The following is a 15,265-nucleotide window of genomic DNA, read 5'->3' on the forward strand; positions in this document are numbered from 1 at the left end:
GCCTCCTTCTGCTCATATGTGCACATTTACTTTGAAAATATCCTATTTCTAAGGTATACTAAGAGTAAGTTATGACTATTTTAAATAGTCACGTATATACTAATAAAGACCACAGATGCGCTAACATCTGCGGTCCGGTACAATATCCGCTTTTAAGGGCGGAGGCTATTACAAAAGCAGGGAAATAGACCGCATACCTTTGAGAGGGCGGTCTATTTCTTTTTATCAAAGGAAAGTATTAACACGACTAAAGTCGCAAATGAAATCATTAGCAACAATGCTTGAAATACTTCCATGGGCATCACCTCCCTTTACAGGAGATTAGCCGACCGCCCTTTTAAAGCCATTCTATTGTAGGAATATTATACCATATGCCCTATTGCAGCAGGGTGTTTTTTAGAGTGAAAATCATGTATCAAAGCATCTATTTGCATACACGGATTCATAATTTAGTAATAAGCAGAATGGAGGGTGCTTATGTGTAAGCTTAAGGAAATGGATGATCAGGATTTTGAATGGTTTATCGAACAAGCTGTTCATAACTTTGCCCAAGATAAAGTAGAGAATGGGAGCTGGGACAAAGAAACAGCTATAGATCAGTCTAGACAAGCTTTTTCTAGCTTGCTTCCTCAAATCAGTTTTTAAAGTGCATACTGGACTCACAGGGAGTTAAAGTGGGTTATCTTTGGTTTGCTATTAAAGAAGAAGAGGCGGAAAGGCCGTATGCCTTTCTCTATGAAATATTTCTCCTACCAGAAGCACGTGGCCAGGGCATTGGAGAAGCGGCTATTGAGCTAATGAAGAAAGAGGCGAAGGCACAAGGCGTAGACAAGATATGGCTTCATGTTTTTGGTCATAATGAAAGTGCTTATAGATTCTATAAGAGACTAGGTTTTACAGTCACCGATTACACAATGAGTATACAAACGGATATTTAATGCTTAGCTAAGGCCTCAACTTGTATGAGTGGAAGGCCTTTTTATGTTCACCATTCCCAATACTTGTTACCTTGGGCTACTATAAAACGAGTCAGCCAAGTTTCAAAGTTAGAGTTAAAAGGAGTACTTTCAGATGGAGGTTGTCCAACAACAGTTCTATGTAAATAGTTACCTGTATTAGTAGTGGTTTTGTTAAGGTCAATAAGGATAGAATCGCCAAGAATATACCCAATAGCTAATTTATCTGGAAAATCTAGATTGGTTTCATGATAGAGTAAGATTTTTTCAAATGAATATAATTGATTTTCTCCACCATAGTCAAGCATATCAAAGAGACTGCAACCATTGCATATTTTAAGGAAATGTCGATAATCTAGAGGAAGCTGTTTCCCAATGTTATGTTCTAAAAGTTGAATGTCGTTTTCAGTAGCTGAATCATAAAATGTACAGGACGTATCATATAGTTGTCCAGTAGTATCAAGGATTTTCATGATATTATTTTGTTTTTCTAATGTGCTTTTTAATGAGTGCAAAGTTCTGTGAATAAGAAACTCATCCTTCATTGTTCATCCTCCATTCTCCATCCCCAAAAATCGTGTTAACTCTTCTAAATTAGATTTAACAGCACATTACATATTCATAGTATATACCGTTTCTATAGGTAATCAGCAAAGTTTTTCTATGAACAAAAGCATATCTGCGTCCTGTCCGTCGTATACATGTAACGATGTTGGACAAGGAGGCGTTGAGATGAAGCTGAGCATGAAAAAGGTTATCCTGTTTTGTCTAGGGAGTGCGGCACTAATCTATATTTTTAATTTGCAAATCTCATATACAATATCTGATTCTACCTGGAGTCTTCCGCTCTCGGGAAAAATTATTGTCATTGATCCCGGACATGGGGGCTTAGATGGGGGAGCGGTAAGCAGGGACGGAGTGGTTGAGAAGGAGATAGCTCTGAACATTTCTATATATTTGAGAGATCTCTTGCAGGAATCAGGGGCCCTCGTTAAAATGACTAGGGAGTCGGATACAGAGCTTTCCACGCAAGAGGATAAGGAGAGGGGCAGAAGGAAAGCGACCGATCTGAAGAATCGAGCTCATTTCATTAATACCAGTGATGGAGACTACCTAGTGAGCATACATCTAAATAGCATTACATCTCCTAAGTGGAGAGGAGCACAGACTTTTTATCATCCTCAGCTTGAGAGTAATCAGGAGCTGGCTAAACTAGTACAGGATGAGCTAAAGCGTAATCTTGAAAATACAGATCGTCAATCTAAGAAAAATCAGGATATTTTTATTTTGAGGCAGGCCACTTTGCCAAGTGTGTTAGTGGAGGTTGGCTTTCTATCTAACCCTGAGGAGTCAACCTTGTTAAGTACGGTGGAGTATCAGAAAAAGGTGGCGGCCTCGATCTATCAAGGAGTTCTAAGACATGCAGCAGGTGAAAAACTACCTTAACTTTTTGCTAAGAGTGGTTATCATGAAACCAGCCTTTGCTCTATTCATATAAACTCAAAAGTTCATACTTCCTTCAAAACACCGTTCCCTTTCGTTAGGTTACGCTAGGCTTGTATGGTATACTTTAGCTAATGGCACGTTAATAAATGATGGATGCGGATAGCACGTCGTGTAGTCGTATAGACGAAAAAGAACAGGTGAAGTCTGTATCCTTCCTTAGCGAACGAGACTAATGAGGGTAAAGAGGTGTGTAGCTGTGTTAACGGAAGAGCAGGTATTGAATATTTTAAAGAAGATAAAAGCTCCTGATTTAGAACAAAGTATTGTAGATTTAGGCTTAGTGCGTGACTTAAAGATTCAGGCTGATAATGTCAGCTTAAAAATAGCGGTAGCTCAAGCTGGAAGCCAGGAGCAAATGCAGGTGCAGCAGGAGATAGTTCAGGCATTGAAGCAGGCTGGTGCTGAAACGGTGGGCTTGCGTTTTGAGGAGTTATCCGAGCAGGATTTGGCTGCACTGCGTGGCCAGGGCAATGGTCAGAATCAAGGGCAAAACAAGTTCCCTTCTTTATTAGCTCCAGAAAGTAAGACTGTATTTATTGCTGTCACAAGTGGTAAGGGTGGCGTAGGGAAGTCTACGGTTACTGTAAATTTAGCAACAGCCTTGCAGCGATTAGGAAAGCGAGTTGGCGTCATTGATGCAGACATCTATGGCTTTAGTGTTCCTGATATGATGGGTATTGATGAGCGTCCTGAGGTTGAAGGTGAAGTGATTCATCCTGTTGAGAAGGATGGAGTGAAGGTGATGTCGATGGGCTTTTTTGTTGAAGATAATTCACCAGTGATTTGGCGTGGTCCTATGCTTGGTAAAATGCTGAAAAATTTCTTTACTGAGGTAGAGTGGGGCGAATTAGATTATTTAGTTCTTGATCTACCTCCTGGAACTGGGGATGTGGCGTTAGACGTCCACCAAATGCTTCCTCAGAGCAAGGAGATCATTGTGACGACTCCTCATACTACGGCAGCGTTTGTAGCGGCTAGAGCGGGTGCTATGGCTTTAAAAACGAATCATGAGATTTTGGGTGTCGTTGAAAATATGTCGTACTATCCATTGCCTGATGGAAGCAAGGATTATATCTTTGGACAGGGCGGTGGAGAAAAGCTTGCTGCAAATCTCAAATCAGAGCTTATCGCTCAGATTCCACTTGGTCAGCCTAATAAGCTAGAGAGTGATGATAGGCTCTTGACAGGAATATATCCTGCGGATTCATTAATTGGAGGCTTATACAGTAGCTTAGCGGAAACTGTGGTTAAAAAAACAACGAACTAGAGTTGTTGCAAATGCAACTTACTCAATTGATCAAGATTACTACAACCATGTGGTCAACCGACTGCCATCATGCAGTGCGTCACCGTGCGCCGGGAGCTACGCACTGTGCCGAAAGAAGGTCAGTATAGAAAATTTCCTTCCATACAAAAAGACGCCACCACTCCATTGAACTGCACTCCTATTGTTAGACGTAACGAACAATAGGGTGCTTTCAGGGATGGACAGGCGTCTTTTTCGCGCAACCACACAAACCTAAACTTCTAACGGTCAAAATTGAACCTTAGAAGTGTTTTTTGGACATCTACAAATTTTAACGGACATATTTGCACCTTAGCCGTGTAAATGAAGCCAAAATCGATGAATTTTATGCTAAGTGTCGAAAATGTCCGTTAGAGATCAAAGTAAGTCAAATTGCTGTAAGAGTCAAATTTGTCCGTTAGAGGTCGGAGACAGGAAAAAACGATGCCTTCCACTACCCGTCACAGTATGAGGTTTAATTATTTCACCTTCTACACAGGATGGGGAGCATATCGCTTGTGAGGTCACAGCACGGCTTTACTATTTTTTAACCACCACCGCTGTCTTCACTTCCGCCGCCTCCTTGTCCTTCACTTTCTTGGCCACCTTCGCCCCCTTCACCCTCCTTCTTTTCTCCTCCCAAACTGTCTTTAGCAACCTCGCTCATGAGCTGGAGAAGCTCGAGACGGAAATAAGGGGATTGGATCGCTTCTTTCATAACCGTCATCGTTTGCTGGCGAAATTCCTTAGATTTTGTTAGCTCAAGAAACTGTTTTTCCATTTCCGGATCCTTGAGGATTTCCTGCATGGACGTCCGATACTCGGGGTCCTTCATTAAGTCCTTAAGCCACTTTTTATGTTCTTCTTCAAGCTGCTTGGCATATTCTTTAATAAACTCAGGGTCACCCATTAGCTCCTCTAGCTTCTTTTTGTTGTCTTCGCTAAGCAAAGACTCTTGAACGGCTTTTTTCACCTCGGGAGCTTCTAGGATCATCTTCTTCTGTGCTTCTTCGTTTCCGATTGCTTCTTCAACGGCTTTTTTCCCTTCATCGGTATGCAGGATGTCTAGGACCATTTGTTTTGTGGCATTGTAGTCGGCAGAATTCTGGTTATCCTTTGGAGAACAGCTGCATAATATGGTGAGAAGGATAAAAACAAGTAATGTCCAGGGAAGTTTATGTGATTTTTTTGGTTTTTTTAGGAATGAATTCGACAACATTATGAACCTTTTTGTAGTAGGTGGTTGAAGCATGTAGGATAACTCCTTTCTTTCTGTTGTACCCTTTTAGGTGAGCTAGATCGTTTTAGTCCTATGGTTATAGGAAAGCGTTAGGTAGGAAGCCCCTTTCCATATGCCGATCATTAGGCAGGTTAATCTTTCACTTCTTTGTACCTTTAATATGCTTTTCATGGCTTCAAATTATACTTTTTGGTACAATCGTAGTGGAGATTATGGAAAGTGGTGAGTACACTGAATATACGTAGATTTTTATTTATGTTTTTAACAACGCTCCTGCTCGGTGGGATAACCATATTAGCAACAGGGTTAGCGATTGGTTGGGGGGATATGACAGGTGGTGGAGACCAGGCTTCAGAGCTGGTTGCTGCGATCATCTGGATGTTTATCGTTGGATTGCTGTTTAGTATGATCAGTCAAATGGGCTTCTTTGCCTATCTGTTGGTGCATCGATTGGGCTTAGGGGTATTTAAACCGAAGCTGTGGACATGGATTCAAGTTCTATTAATTGCTTTTGTTTTATTTGATCTTGTCTACTTTAGGTATATTGCATTTGGTACAGAGCTAGATACTTGGACACAATTCACGACGTTGCCAATCATTTTGCTTATTGTAGGTTTAATTGCCGCTTTCATTAAAGCGAAATTGACAAACAGTAAGGCGTTTATTCCTGCATTGTTTTTTCTGACAGTGGTTACGACCGTTGAGGCTGTGCCTGCTATTATTCAGAACGACCAAAATTGGACGACGATGATGACAACGACGATTCTGGTATGTAATCTGTATCAGCTCTTGATTTTACAGCGTTTAACGAAACCGATTGAACAAAAGGCTTAAGCAAAAAAGCACTTAGGATTACCTAAGTGCTTAATGAATTTTAAATGAGCGCATATACTAATGATTAAGGTAGAGGATCAGGAGAGGCGCTATTACAGGACATAGACATAGTTGAAAAAAAGGTGACGAATTTTATAAGTGGATTATTGTAGCTCTTTAATGTTGGTTTTGACCCCTGCTAAAAGCTCAGAAACGGTAACAAACTGGTAACCATCCTGTTGTAGTCGATCGATGATTTGAGGTAATGCTTCATGCGTTTGTTTACTGGAGTCACTAGCGTGAAGCAGGATAATATCTCCCGGAACGACATGCTCTACGACGTTTTGCACGATTTTATCGCTACCTGGGTTGAGCCAATCCCTTGAGTCTGTGTTCCACTGAATCACTGTAAAATTTAACTCCTGAGCAATCCTAAGAACGCGTTTATCATAATCCCCATTTGGGGTACGTAGTAAAGTGGGAGTTTTTCCTGTTAAGGATCTCAAAATATTATTCGATTTGACCAGCTGCTGTCTGATTTCGTCATCTTTAAATGTACTGTAGTTATCGTGCTTATGTCCATGTGAGCCTATTTCGAAGCCTTGTTCATGAATGCGTTTAACGATATCCGGGTGATTCTCGGCCCAAGGAGATGAGAGAAAAAAGGTAGCATCCTTGACCCCCCTGCTTTCTAGAACGTCAAGAATTGGCCCTGGTCTCTCATTTCCCCAGGATATGTCAAAGGTTAAGGCGATCTTTTTATCGGAGGTAGCTACTTTATAAATGGCTCTGGGCTCCTCGGTATCTGCTGTACTCTGGAACACAGGGAAAGCATCTCCTTGTACATAGAACAACCCAGCCGTAAATAATGCGGCTACTATGAGTAGGGCATAACGCTTCAGCTTCCTGCCATTGATGGTCCAAATGATATTCATACTTGTCACTCCTGTCCCATTCGGTTCATAGTTGATATATATGTATGAGGTTGTCTTTTTATACTATTAGATTGTATGGAATTATAATTTTTGTTAGGAGATTATGCACAAAAAAGAAGGGTTTCGCCATCATACTTGGCGATAAGCCAGTTTTTTCCAATGTCCATAAAATGAGGTGAATATGATGGGTGCGTTAAGGAAGCTTTTGTCAGAGAGTAAGAATTTTATGCTGCTTGCTGCACTGTTAATGTTATTTGGTGCATGGATGGGGTATGCAAATCACGAAATGTTTATGGAATTAATTGCTCAGGTCTTTGACCAGCTAGAGGAGCTTTTAGAACAGACAGAAGAGAACGACTCTCCAGCATTTATGGCTGGTTTGATCTTTGGTAACAATGTGCGGGCGGCCTTAATGATGTTGGGCTTAGGTGCCATTATCTTTATCATTCCAGCTATTTCTCTATTTGTTAACGGATTAGCTGTTGGTTTTATTCTAAAGGTATCAGCAATTGGGGGGATTTCTCCACTAGCGTTATTCACCTATGGGATTCTGCCTCATGGTATTCTTGAGCTTCCAGCGATTATTATGGCTGGAGGAATAGGGATTTTCCTGGGCTGGAGATTAGTCCGCTGGATATTTAGAATGATTGCTTTAGCTATTAATCCAGATGGTAGGTCAGGAGAACACTTCAGGGAAGAAACGCAGCCTGTCCTAAAGACTAGGCTAAAAGGACTTGCTATTTTTACGGTGGGACTTGTCATTGTCCTATTTTTTGCAGCAGTCATTGAAGGCTATGTCACTCCGGGCTTGCTAGAGCAGCAAATGGAACAGATTAGTCTAAGCTGGCAAAAAAATTAATAAAAAGAGCTATAAAATCCCTTCATTTAGGAAATAACAATGAAACATGGAACTATTTGTACAGGGGTGTGGATATAGCGAATGATTGGAATCCTACTTAATAACAAAGAAACCGTTGAACTAGAGTATCTGTTGAAGCGAGAGCTGGAGGAGCTATTGCTTGACCTAGGAGACCATCGTATTGATGGGATCGTGAAGAAGGCGATGGAAGAGCGCTACAAAATTATCTTTAAAATGTATAGTCGCTTTGTACACCCTAAAGAGCTTTCAAAGTACGTGCGTAACAGTCCGAGAAAGCATGTTTAGGTTTAGCTAGAATTGAAAGGGTAAGATAAGAAGGGCAATAAAGGGAAAGAGAGGGGGAAGTGCAGCCTGATGATAATGTATCTTCCTCCTGGTTTTTCTTAGAGTCTTGGTAAGAACGAAAGCTATGACAAGAATGAGAGCTACTTGGTAAAAAACGATAGCTGAAACGTATTGAAAAAAAACGTAATCCGTTGTATACTAAATCTTGTCTCTTTAAAATTTAGAGAGTTTGCAACGATATTCTATTGTTGCCTATTCTCAAACTCAATATTCCGCAGTAGCTCAGTGGTAGAGCTATCGGCTGTTAACCGATCGGTCGTAGGTTCGAGTCCTACCTGCGGAGCCATTTATGCTGGCGTAGCTCAGTGGCAGAGCACCACCATGGTAAGGTGGGGGTCGTGGGTTCAATCCCCACCGCTAGCTCCATACATATTAGCGTTTAAACCCTTTATATATAAGGGTTTTTTATTTGGTCTTATAAATGCTAACAAATTTGATAACTTCCCAAGAACCAAAAGTTCTTAAAAGTCCTATAAGGGCAACAGACATTGTTTTATTTTTTCTTATTAAATAAACCATATTTTTGTTTCTCGATAATAGTGTTAGTATTTTTGTCAAAAACGATAAGAAAACTCTTGAATAAAGTTCCTTTACCCAATAAATTCACCCTATTACCCTTCTCAGAACTCTCATATTTTTTTGCTGAGAAATCATTGGGCAGCAAATTAATAATTTGATTAACTTGAGGCGTGACTCCTTGAATAGGCTGTAAGCTTTTACAAAGGGAACAGAGAGATGATTCATTACATTTTAAACAATAAAATTGATTGCAGTTGACGCACAAATGGAACTCATCAGAAGCAACTACCTCTATGCATGATTGACAACGTTGAGTATGATCGTGACACAAACTTGCTCTAGATAAAGATGAAATTTCTTCGCAATCATTGCAAATTTTTTGATCACAGACTTTGCAAGAGCTTTCCTTAGATTTATCTAACAGTCTATTGCACTCACTACAATTAAAAGCATTATCCACTTGAACAATCATATCGTCGCTTGTAATAGTGAATGGTCCATTTGTATCATTTGTTAAAGCACATTCAAGAGAGATTGTATTTTCTGCATTTATGTGTAAGCTTATTTGCCCATAATTGTTTACTGCATGTACAGTGGCGGTTTCTACAGTTTGTCTTAACATCAAAATAGCAATAGGTTCAATTGTAGTATCATGAGACTTATATTCGTATTTATGTATTTGCTGGCTAATGAGTCCTTCTCTTTCCCGTTGAAGTAATTCTAATTCTTCTTTAGGGGTTACTCCTTTTGAGCTTTCAGCTAATTGGTTTTCATAATAAAGCATGTCGTAGTAATCATTGATTCTCTTTATCTCTTTATCTAAAATCTCTTTATTTTCTATTTTTTTCTTCTCAATAAAGATTTCAGCATCCTCTTTAGCCAGTGAGAGCATTTCTCTCAGAACTGTATCCAGATGAGCTTCATTAACATCTAGAAGGAGTTCGTCTTTAATATCTTCTAATAGAAAATTGATATCTTCGTTGTATGTTTCAACTTTATCTTCTTTGAGATTATATTTGAATCCCTTAAGGTACTCTTCAACTAAATTTCCACGCACCGTTGTTTTAAACCAGATAAATAAATAATCAGTGTTTTCTTGACTTATATCGAGAAGTTGAATATTACATGAGGGTAATTGAGCTTTTATGTAGTTTGTAGGTGCATCCAACTTCAAGAGCTTGGTTCCCGTACCAATCCCAGTATTTCTATCGGCAACAAGTTGAGCAATTTTCTGAGTAAAAAACGACTCGAAAGTAAGATATGTAATATTGGGGTCAGACGTTTTAACGAAACTAACTTTTGTGTTATTAATTCCATTAAGTTCATCTTTTAGATTGTCAGGAATTTGAATTAGTAAGATATCAGAACTAATTTCTTTAATGTCTATTCCTAAATAATCACAACTCTCTATTATATATGGTTTTAATTCATAGAGTTCCATTAACAGCCCACTCCTATTTTATTTAAAATTTTGGTGGATTGGTCAACGTCTTCTTCAAATTCTTCTTTAGCTAATAATAGCTCATCGCCTATTGCGCGTAACTTTTGCTCAATATCTTTTGAATTTAAAGAATCCAAAATAATCTTTCCAATACGTACCTCTAGTGATTCATTTTCATTCTTCATATAGGAAAGTATCGTATCCAACTCTCCAATTACAATTTCAAATAAATTCACTTTGGATGTTAATATATAGAGTAGATATTCGTCTATAGTTCCTTTAGTAGGCATAGTGTAAATTTCAACGTTCTTCGTTTGCCCAAAACGGTGTACTCTTCCAATTCTTTGTTCAATACGCATAGGGTTCCAAGGTAAATCATAGTTGAAAAGTCTATGGCAAAATTGTAGATTTAAACCCTGACCACCAGACTCAGAGGATAAGAATACTTGAGAATCTTGATTTTTAAATTTATGGATTGATAATTGTTTTTGTGCAGTGGATAGTCCTCCGTGATAAGTTACAACAGATAATTCATTTTCTCTTAAAAAAATCTCTAATAATTCAATAGTAGCTCGATATTCCGAGTAAATTATCACCTGTTCTTTAGTGTTTTTTATATGTTTCAATAATTCTATCGCCTTAGAGGGATATGTTATTTTTTCGCCAATAGAAATTAAGTATTGGCAAATTTGTTGGTCACTTTCTCCAACTAATTTTGGATACATTTTATTCTTTAGAGTTTTTAGCGCCGAATGCGGACTACTACAATTTTGTTTTAACAATGACATTAATAAAATAACAATAAGGTGAACTTCAGATTTATCCCAACCTATTGGTATTAGTCCATCAACATATTTCTTATAGATATCTCTACAGAAATCAATCACGCCATTATGGAACTCTCTTTCTATATCTGTAAGTTCAATCTCTAAGGTTTTGACAATTCTTCTAGGGAGTTCAACAAGTGTATCAGCTCGCCTGTGACGAATCATGACATCATTTAACAGAGTTTTTAGGTTTTCTATATTTTTAGGAGTATAACGGTTCACAATATATTCGTCCCGGAAACTTTTCCTGCTTTTTAAATATCCTGGTTTAAGAATATTAACTAGATTATATAATTCTCTCATATCATTTTGGATTGGGGTTGCGGACATAAGAAGCGCATTGTTCTTTTGAATGGTGTATACATATTTGTAAGTGGCAGTGTTGTGGTTTTTCAGAGAATGAGCTTCATCAACTATTAGAAGATCAAAGAAGCGTTCCTTAATTTTGCCCTTTCTTTCTTCTGATCTAATTAAATAAGGCATAGAAGATATTAGAAGTTGTTTGTTTTCCCAATCCTCTTCTTTTAAATCATTTAACTGAATATCGAATTTTTCGTGCATTTCTTCTTTCCACTGTTCAACTAAAGGAGCTGGAGTGAGTACCAGGACAGATTTAATAAGTCCTCTAGTTAACAACTCTTTTAAAATAAGTCCAGCTTCAATTGTTTTTCCAAGCCCGACCTCATCAGCTAATATTGCACTTCCTTGCATATCGCGTAATGTTTTTAAGGCTGACTCTAGCTGCCAAGGACGTGGTTCGATATGTATTTCTGATAAGCAAATTAATCGTTCGAAGCCTTTCTGTAAACGAATTGCCTGAGACTGCAATTCTAGCTTTACATTTCTTAAAGGAGATAATTCTTTGGTCAAGTAGAATTTTTGAGCATCAGTTACAGGGATAATATTCAAAGGCTAGCCCCCATCGAGAACTTAACTTAGTCTCTTTTTTTATTTTTATGGTATGTGTCAATCATTTCATTAAACATCTTTTAATTTTTCTTTGTTATAAAGTTATATATTAAGCAGTTTATCCCTTCTTTCATTAGAGTACAAGGTATTGTATACCTTCGCAATAATTATTTAAAAAAGATCAAAAAATTGATTTAAAGGTTAAATACACAAGAGAGAGGTAAGAGTTCTTAAACATGAGTGAAAGCCAAAGTCTTTCAATAAGATTTAGTAAAGTCGCTTGAAGTTGTGTAATAAGTAATTTGCGTTAGAGCTTGGTGACAGCACGTTCTAAAAGCCTATATATATCTAAGAGCATACAAAATGACCACAGGTACTGTAACACCTTTGGTCATTTTGTACTCAGACAGTCCCAAAGAGGCAGGCACAGCTCGTTTTACCCAAGACCATAGAGTTGTCAGCCAAGGGTCTTTTAGTTAAGATTAGCTAATAAACTCTAGGATAATTATAATTCAAATAATTAGGAATGATTTCATTAGGCAAACGTAGTGTGTTTAGCTTTCCATTTCTCTAAGGCAATAAATAACCAAAAGCTATAAATACCTAAAGTAATTAAGCATAATAAGAACCACTTAATCCAGTTCCCAAACAATCCAATGGCTGTCCCATGAAATTTTAGCCTTCTACCTTCAACAACGGTATGATTAATTTTCCAGCCATAAACCATGCATAAGGCCCAAGGATAGCAAATCCCTAAAGTACACACGGTAACTAAAAAACCAAGGATACACCAACCAATAAATTGTAATAGCCCTCCATCAAAATAAGAATCTGTTTTAATCTGAGCTGAATGAGCTTGTTCCGTAGTCTGAACTACTGTTTCCATAATAATACCTCCTACCTGAATATTTGTTAAATTTAAAAACTTAACACCTTCTATTTCTCTACTATTCCATAGAACCCTTCATAAATTGTTGGATTTTGTAATATTTTCAAATAAAAAAATACCTAAGCAAGAGCAATTCACACGTTAAACAACACGAAAATCTTCGAACAAAAATATGTTGTAAATAGTAATCGTTACGATTATAATATAAAAAGTGCAAGCTGCACAAAGTGAAAAAGGAAGGGGTGCATACATGATGGCGACCTCGTGGCCGTTTCTGCGCCTATACGCGCTTGCCTTTTTATTTTTTTCTGCCAACTCTATTCTTAACGTCATTGTGCCCCTTCGAAGTGAGACTCTTGGAGCTAGCAACACAGAGATAGGTTTCATTATGGGTGTCTATATGCTGACATGTATGTTTTGTCGTCCATGGGCAGGGCATATTGTGCATAAATATGGGCCTATTAAAGTTTTACGTACTTTGTTGATTGTGAATGGCTTGGCTCTGATGATTTACACCGTTTCTGGGTTAGAGGGCTTTTTTGCTGCTCGCTTACTGCAAGGAGTAGCTACTGCATTCTTTTCTATGGCTTTGCAAATGGGTATTATTGATAGCTTACCAGAGAAGGAACGCTCTCAGGGTGTATCTTTGTATTCCTTATTTACCTATTTACCTACGGTTATTGGACCGTTGATCGCTTTAGGTATCTGGGAATGGGGCGGAATGAATGCATTTACGATAGCTATGGTTGGGATTGCCCTCACTACGGCATTATTTGGCTATGGTACGGATATGCAACAGCAGCAGCTTTCTCAATTGGAGGAAAAGGATAAGCATACGGGCACAGGTTTTATCACATCATTTCATCAATTAGTGACGAATCCGCAGTTATCAACAAGTAGTCTGATCATGCTGATGACATCAGTTGTCTTTGGGGCGGTTACGACCTTTATCCCATTGTATGCGAATCAGATGGAGCATGGTAATGCAGGTATCTATCTTATGCTCCAGGCGGGGACAATTGTATTGGCTCGATTTACCCTGCGCAAACGAATCCCTTCAGATGGTCAGTGGCATCCGAAGCTCATTGTAGGTGTCATCATTCTTATAGCGATAGCTGCTCAATTGTTAGCCAGCACGTCTATCCTTGGCTCGTTTGTTATGTATGTAGCAGCCGTCATCATGGGTTTAGCTCAAGCGATCGTCTATCCTACATTAATGACCTTTTTAACCTTTACGTTAACATCCGCAAACCGTAATGTGTTAATTGGTCTGTTTATTGCCATGGCTGATCTAGGTATTTCACTAGGAGGGATAGCGATGGGGCCAATTGCGGATCGATTCTCTTACTCTACTATGTACACTTGCTGTGCAGGTATGGCTGTAGGACTAGCTTTGTTTGCTTATTGGAGAGGAAAAAAACTAAGAGTTAAGATTTAGATTAGTGAGTAGGAAAAAGAAAGTGATTGGGTGTGCAAATTTTTTTAGAGTATAAATCGTAATTAATCCTATTTACGAGATAGGATTATGTATCAAGCTGAAGCAAATGAGTGTGTTATGAAGCAGTACAGTATTTTAGTTGTAAAAGGTTGATAGAAGGTTATAGTTCTCACTCTTAGGTACATATGACATATATATTCTGCTCTAGTATACGGAACTAGACCTTCAAAGAAGAAAATATATAAATAGAAGGGAATTTAATGATTATGAATCGTTTAATGAAACCATCCTTATGGCGGAGATCAGGACTGGCTCTAGCTACTGCTGTCATTATTTTTGTTACCGCAGCTTGCTCTGGAGGGACAACGACTGGTTCCTCCTCCGACAGTTATCCAATGACCATAGACAATTGTGGTCGTGAGATTACCATTCAAGAGCAGCCAAAGAATTTGTATGTGATAGGGGGAGAGGCGGGGACGATTGTCCATGCTGCTGGAGGAGCTGATGTAGTGCACACATTTTCACCACTGCCTAACGAGCCTCTTGGGGAAGCAACAGGTCCTTTAGGAGAAGCTAATCAGGCTCCTATTCGAACGGCATCGGAAATGTCTCGGGAGATGATTGTTGGTGCCGATCCAGATCTATTAGTAACGTTTGGATTAAGTGGTTTTGATCCTGAGGATTTAGAGGCAGTAGGTATTCCTACGATTGTTATCAGTGGCTATTGTGGTGGATTTGGGGCTGGTCAGTCAATGATCGAAGATCCTATTGAGGGTATCCTAGAAGATATTCAACTGTTAGGAAAGGTTTTGGGCACGGAAGAACAGGCTCAAGCTTCTATCACAGATATTCGCACAAGAATTGATGCAGTAAAAGAGCGTGTGGAGCAATCAGCTCCAGCTGGGCTACTGACCGCTCCGCTATACGTGAATGGGCCTGATAGTGGAATTGGTGGATACGGTAGACGAAGTATGCTTCATCAACAAATGGAGTATTTAGGACTAACGAATATTTTTGAAGGCGCCAATGAACGTTATTTTGAACCTAGTATTGAATCCTTCATTGATGCCGCACCTGATAGAATTATTGCCCTGTATATGCCAGGCAGTACCACGGAGGATGAAGTTCAATCTATTCTCTTAGAGCGTCCAGATCTTAGTCAAGTACCTGCTATTGTAAATGAAAATATTTTGGCGATAGACTTCTTCTACTCTGGTCACGGTACACTAGCCATTGACGGCTTGGAGCGTATTGCTGACTTGATTGTAGGGGTAGAGTAATC

General features: G+C 38.8%; 16 protein-coding genes and 2 tRNA genes. 11 read left to right on the forward strand and 7 right to left on the reverse strand.

The window, feature by feature from the left end:
- Positions 1–212: 212 nt before the first annotated feature.
- Positions 213–302, reverse strand: a complete 90-nt coding sequence (locus J2S11_RS22290) for a putative holin-like toxin (RefSeq protein WP_370875491.1) — start codon at positions 300–302, stop codon at positions 213–215.
- 175 nt (positions 303–477) lie between these two features.
- On the opposite strand from J2S11_RS22290, the gene J2S11_RS09770 reads away from it, so the two are divergent.
- Together J2S11_RS09770 and J2S11_RS09775 are read left to right on the forward strand one after the other, a co-directional pair.
- Positions 478–645 (forward strand): histone acetyltransferase HPA2, encoded by a 168-nt coding sequence (locus J2S11_RS09770; RefSeq protein ID WP_307394063.1) that lies wholly within the window; start codon positions 478–480, stop codon positions 643–645.
- A gap of 8 nt (positions 646–653) precedes the next feature.
- Entirely contained in the window at positions 654–938 is a 285-nt protein-coding gene (locus J2S11_RS09775; protein WP_307394359.1) for a GNAT family N-acetyltransferase, read from the forward strand.
- A 47-nt stretch (positions 939–985) separates the two neighbouring features.
- Here the strand turns inward: J2S11_RS09775 and J2S11_RS09780 are convergent, their stop codons facing one another.
- The gene (locus J2S11_RS09780) at positions 986–1,501 is read right to left on the reverse strand and encodes an SMI1/KNR4 family protein (RefSeq protein ID WP_307394065.1); all 516 of its coding nucleotides are present in this window, start codon (positions 1,499–1,501) and stop codon (positions 986–988) included.
- Between the two features lie 187 nt (positions 1,502–1,688).
- Here J2S11_RS09780 and cwlD point away from each other — a divergent pair, with 187 nt between their 5' ends.
- Positions 1,689–2,402: an N-acetylmuramoyl-L-alanine amidase CwlD gene (gene cwlD, locus J2S11_RS09785; protein WP_307394067.1), complete on the forward strand. Its 714-nt coding sequence runs from the start codon at positions 1,689–1,691 to the stop codon at positions 2,400–2,402.
- 256 nt (positions 2,403–2,658) lie between these two features.
- Positions 2,659–3,729 (forward strand): Mrp/NBP35 family ATP-binding protein, encoded by a 1,071-nt coding sequence (locus tag J2S11_RS09790; RefSeq protein WP_307394070.1) that lies wholly within the window; start codon positions 2,659–2,661, stop codon positions 3,727–3,729.
- Between the two features lie 565 nt (positions 3,730–4,294).
- Here J2S11_RS09790 and gerD read toward each other — a convergent pair.
- On the reverse strand, positions 4,295–4,999 hold the full coding sequence (gene gerD / locus J2S11_RS09795; RefSeq protein ID WP_307394072.1) for a spore germination lipoprotein GerD: 705 nt from the start codon (positions 4,997–4,999) through the stop codon (positions 4,295–4,297).
- A gap of 207 nt (positions 5,000–5,206) precedes the next feature.
- Between gerD and J2S11_RS09800 the strand changes: the two genes are divergently transcribed.
- Positions 5,207–5,821, forward strand: a complete 615-nt coding sequence (locus J2S11_RS09800; protein ID WP_307394073.1) for a KinB-signaling pathway activation protein — start codon at positions 5,207–5,209, stop codon at positions 5,819–5,821.
- Positions 5,822–5,964: 143 nt separating this feature from the next.
- On the opposite strand, the gene pdaB is transcribed toward J2S11_RS09800, so the two are convergent.
- A complete protein-coding gene (gene pdaB / locus J2S11_RS09805) occupies positions 5,965–6,735 on the reverse strand; it encodes a polysaccharide deacetylase family sporulation protein PdaB (protein WP_307394075.1) in 771 nt (256 codons plus the stop codon).
- Positions 6,736–6,919: 184 nt separating this feature from the next.
- Here pdaB and J2S11_RS09810 point away from each other — a divergent pair, with 184 nt between their 5' ends.
- The 4 genes from J2S11_RS09810 (at position 6,920) to J2S11_RS09825 (ending at position 8,326) form a co-directional block, all read left to right on the forward strand.
- The gene (locus J2S11_RS09810; protein ID WP_307394077.1) at positions 6,920–7,594 is read left to right on the forward strand and encodes a stage II sporulation protein M; all 675 of its coding nucleotides are present in this window, start codon (positions 6,920–6,922) and stop codon (positions 7,592–7,594) included.
- Positions 7,595–7,675: 81 nt separating this feature from the next.
- A complete protein-coding gene (locus tag J2S11_RS09815; protein ID WP_307394078.1) occupies positions 7,676–7,900 on the forward strand; it encodes a hypothetical protein in 225 nt (74 codons plus the stop codon).
- Between the two features lie 271 nt (positions 7,901–8,171).
- Positions 8,172–8,246: transfer RNA gene (locus J2S11_RS09820), tRNA-Asn, on the forward strand.
- A gap of 5 nt (positions 8,247–8,251) precedes the next feature.
- Positions 8,252–8,326: transfer RNA gene (locus J2S11_RS09825), tRNA-Thr, on the forward strand.
- Between the two features lie 127 nt (positions 8,327–8,453).
- Here J2S11_RS09825 and J2S11_RS09830 read toward each other — a convergent pair.
- The 3 genes from J2S11_RS09830 to J2S11_RS09840 form a co-directional block, all read right to left on the reverse strand.
- The gene (locus J2S11_RS09830) at positions 8,454–9,920 is read right to left on the reverse strand and encodes a hypothetical protein (RefSeq protein ID WP_307394080.1); all 1,467 of its coding nucleotides are present in this window, start codon (positions 9,918–9,920) and stop codon (positions 8,454–8,456) included.
- The gene (locus tag J2S11_RS09835) at positions 9,920–11,656 is read right to left on the reverse strand and encodes a DEAD/DEAH box helicase (RefSeq protein ID WP_307394082.1); all 1,737 of its coding nucleotides are present in this window, start codon (positions 11,654–11,656) and stop codon (positions 9,920–9,922) included. Before J2S11_RS09835 ends, J2S11_RS09830 begins: the two co-directional genes overlap by 1 nt.
- Positions 11,657–12,191: 535 nt before the next feature.
- Positions 12,192–12,542, reverse strand: a complete 351-nt coding sequence (locus J2S11_RS09840) for a YjgN family protein (RefSeq protein WP_307394084.1) — start codon at positions 12,540–12,542, stop codon at positions 12,192–12,194.
- 253 nt (positions 12,543–12,795) lie between these two features.
- Here J2S11_RS09840 and cntE point away from each other — a divergent pair, with 253 nt between their 5' ends.
- The gene (cntE, locus tag J2S11_RS09845; RefSeq protein WP_307394086.1) at positions 12,796–13,983 is read left to right on the forward strand and encodes a staphylopine family metallophore export MFS transporter CntE; all 1,188 of its coding nucleotides are present in this window, start codon (positions 12,796–12,798) and stop codon (positions 13,981–13,983) included.
- 260 nt (positions 13,984–14,243) lie between these two features.
- A complete protein-coding gene (locus tag J2S11_RS09850; protein ID WP_307394088.1) occupies positions 14,244–15,263 on the forward strand; it encodes an ABC transporter substrate-binding protein in 1,020 nt (339 codons plus the stop codon).
- Positions 15,264–15,265 lie beyond the last annotated feature (2 nt).

The sequence above is a fragment of the Bacillus horti genome (assembly GCF_030813115.1).
GTDB classification, from domain to species: domain Bacteria; phylum Bacillota; class Bacilli; order Caldalkalibacillales; family JCM-10596; genus Bacillus_CH; species Bacillus_CH horti.

Bases quoted from the DNA above. Each gene is read 5' to 3' on its own strand.
- J2S11_RS22290 (WP_370875491.1), bottom strand. From the start codon at position 302: ATGCCCATGGAAGTATTTCAAGCATTGTTGCTAATGATTTCATTTGCG.
- J2S11_RS09770 (WP_307394063.1), top strand. From the start codon at position 478: ATGTGTAAGCTTAAGGAAATGGATGATCAGGATTTTGAATGGTTTATC.
- J2S11_RS09780 (WP_307394065.1), bottom strand. From the start codon at position 1,501: ATGAAGGATGAGTTTCTTATTCACAGAACTTTGCACTCATTAAAAAGC.
- cwlD (WP_307394067.1), top strand. From the start codon at position 1,689: ATGAAGCTGAGCATGAAAAAGGTTATCCTGTTTTGTCTAGGGAGTGCG.
- gerD (WP_307394072.1), bottom strand. From the start codon at position 4,999: ATGCTTCAACCACCTACTACAAAAAGGTTCATAATGTTGTCGAATTCA.
- pdaB (WP_307394075.1), bottom strand. From the start codon at position 6,735: ATGAATATCATTTGGACCATCAATGGCAGGAAGCTGAAGCGTTATGCC.
- J2S11_RS09810 (WP_307394077.1), top strand. From the start codon at position 6,920: ATGGGTGCGTTAAGGAAGCTTTTGTCAGAGAGTAAGAATTTTATGCTG.
- J2S11_RS09815 (WP_307394078.1), top strand. From the start codon at position 7,676: ATGATTGGAATCCTACTTAATAACAAAGAAACCGTTGAACTAGAGTAT.
- J2S11_RS09830 (WP_307394080.1), bottom strand. From the start codon at position 9,920: ATGGAACTCTATGAATTAAAACCATATATAATAGAGAGTTGTGATTAT.
- J2S11_RS09840 (WP_307394084.1), bottom strand. From the start codon at position 12,542: ATGGAAACAGTAGTTCAGACTACGGAACAAGCTCATTCAGCTCAGATT.
- cntE (WP_307394086.1), top strand. From the start codon at position 12,796: ATGATGGCGACCTCGTGGCCGTTTCTGCGCCTATACGCGCTTGCCTTT.
- J2S11_RS09850 (WP_307394088.1), top strand. From the start codon at position 14,244: ATGATTATGAATCGTTTAATGAAACCATCCTTATGGCGGAGATCAGGA.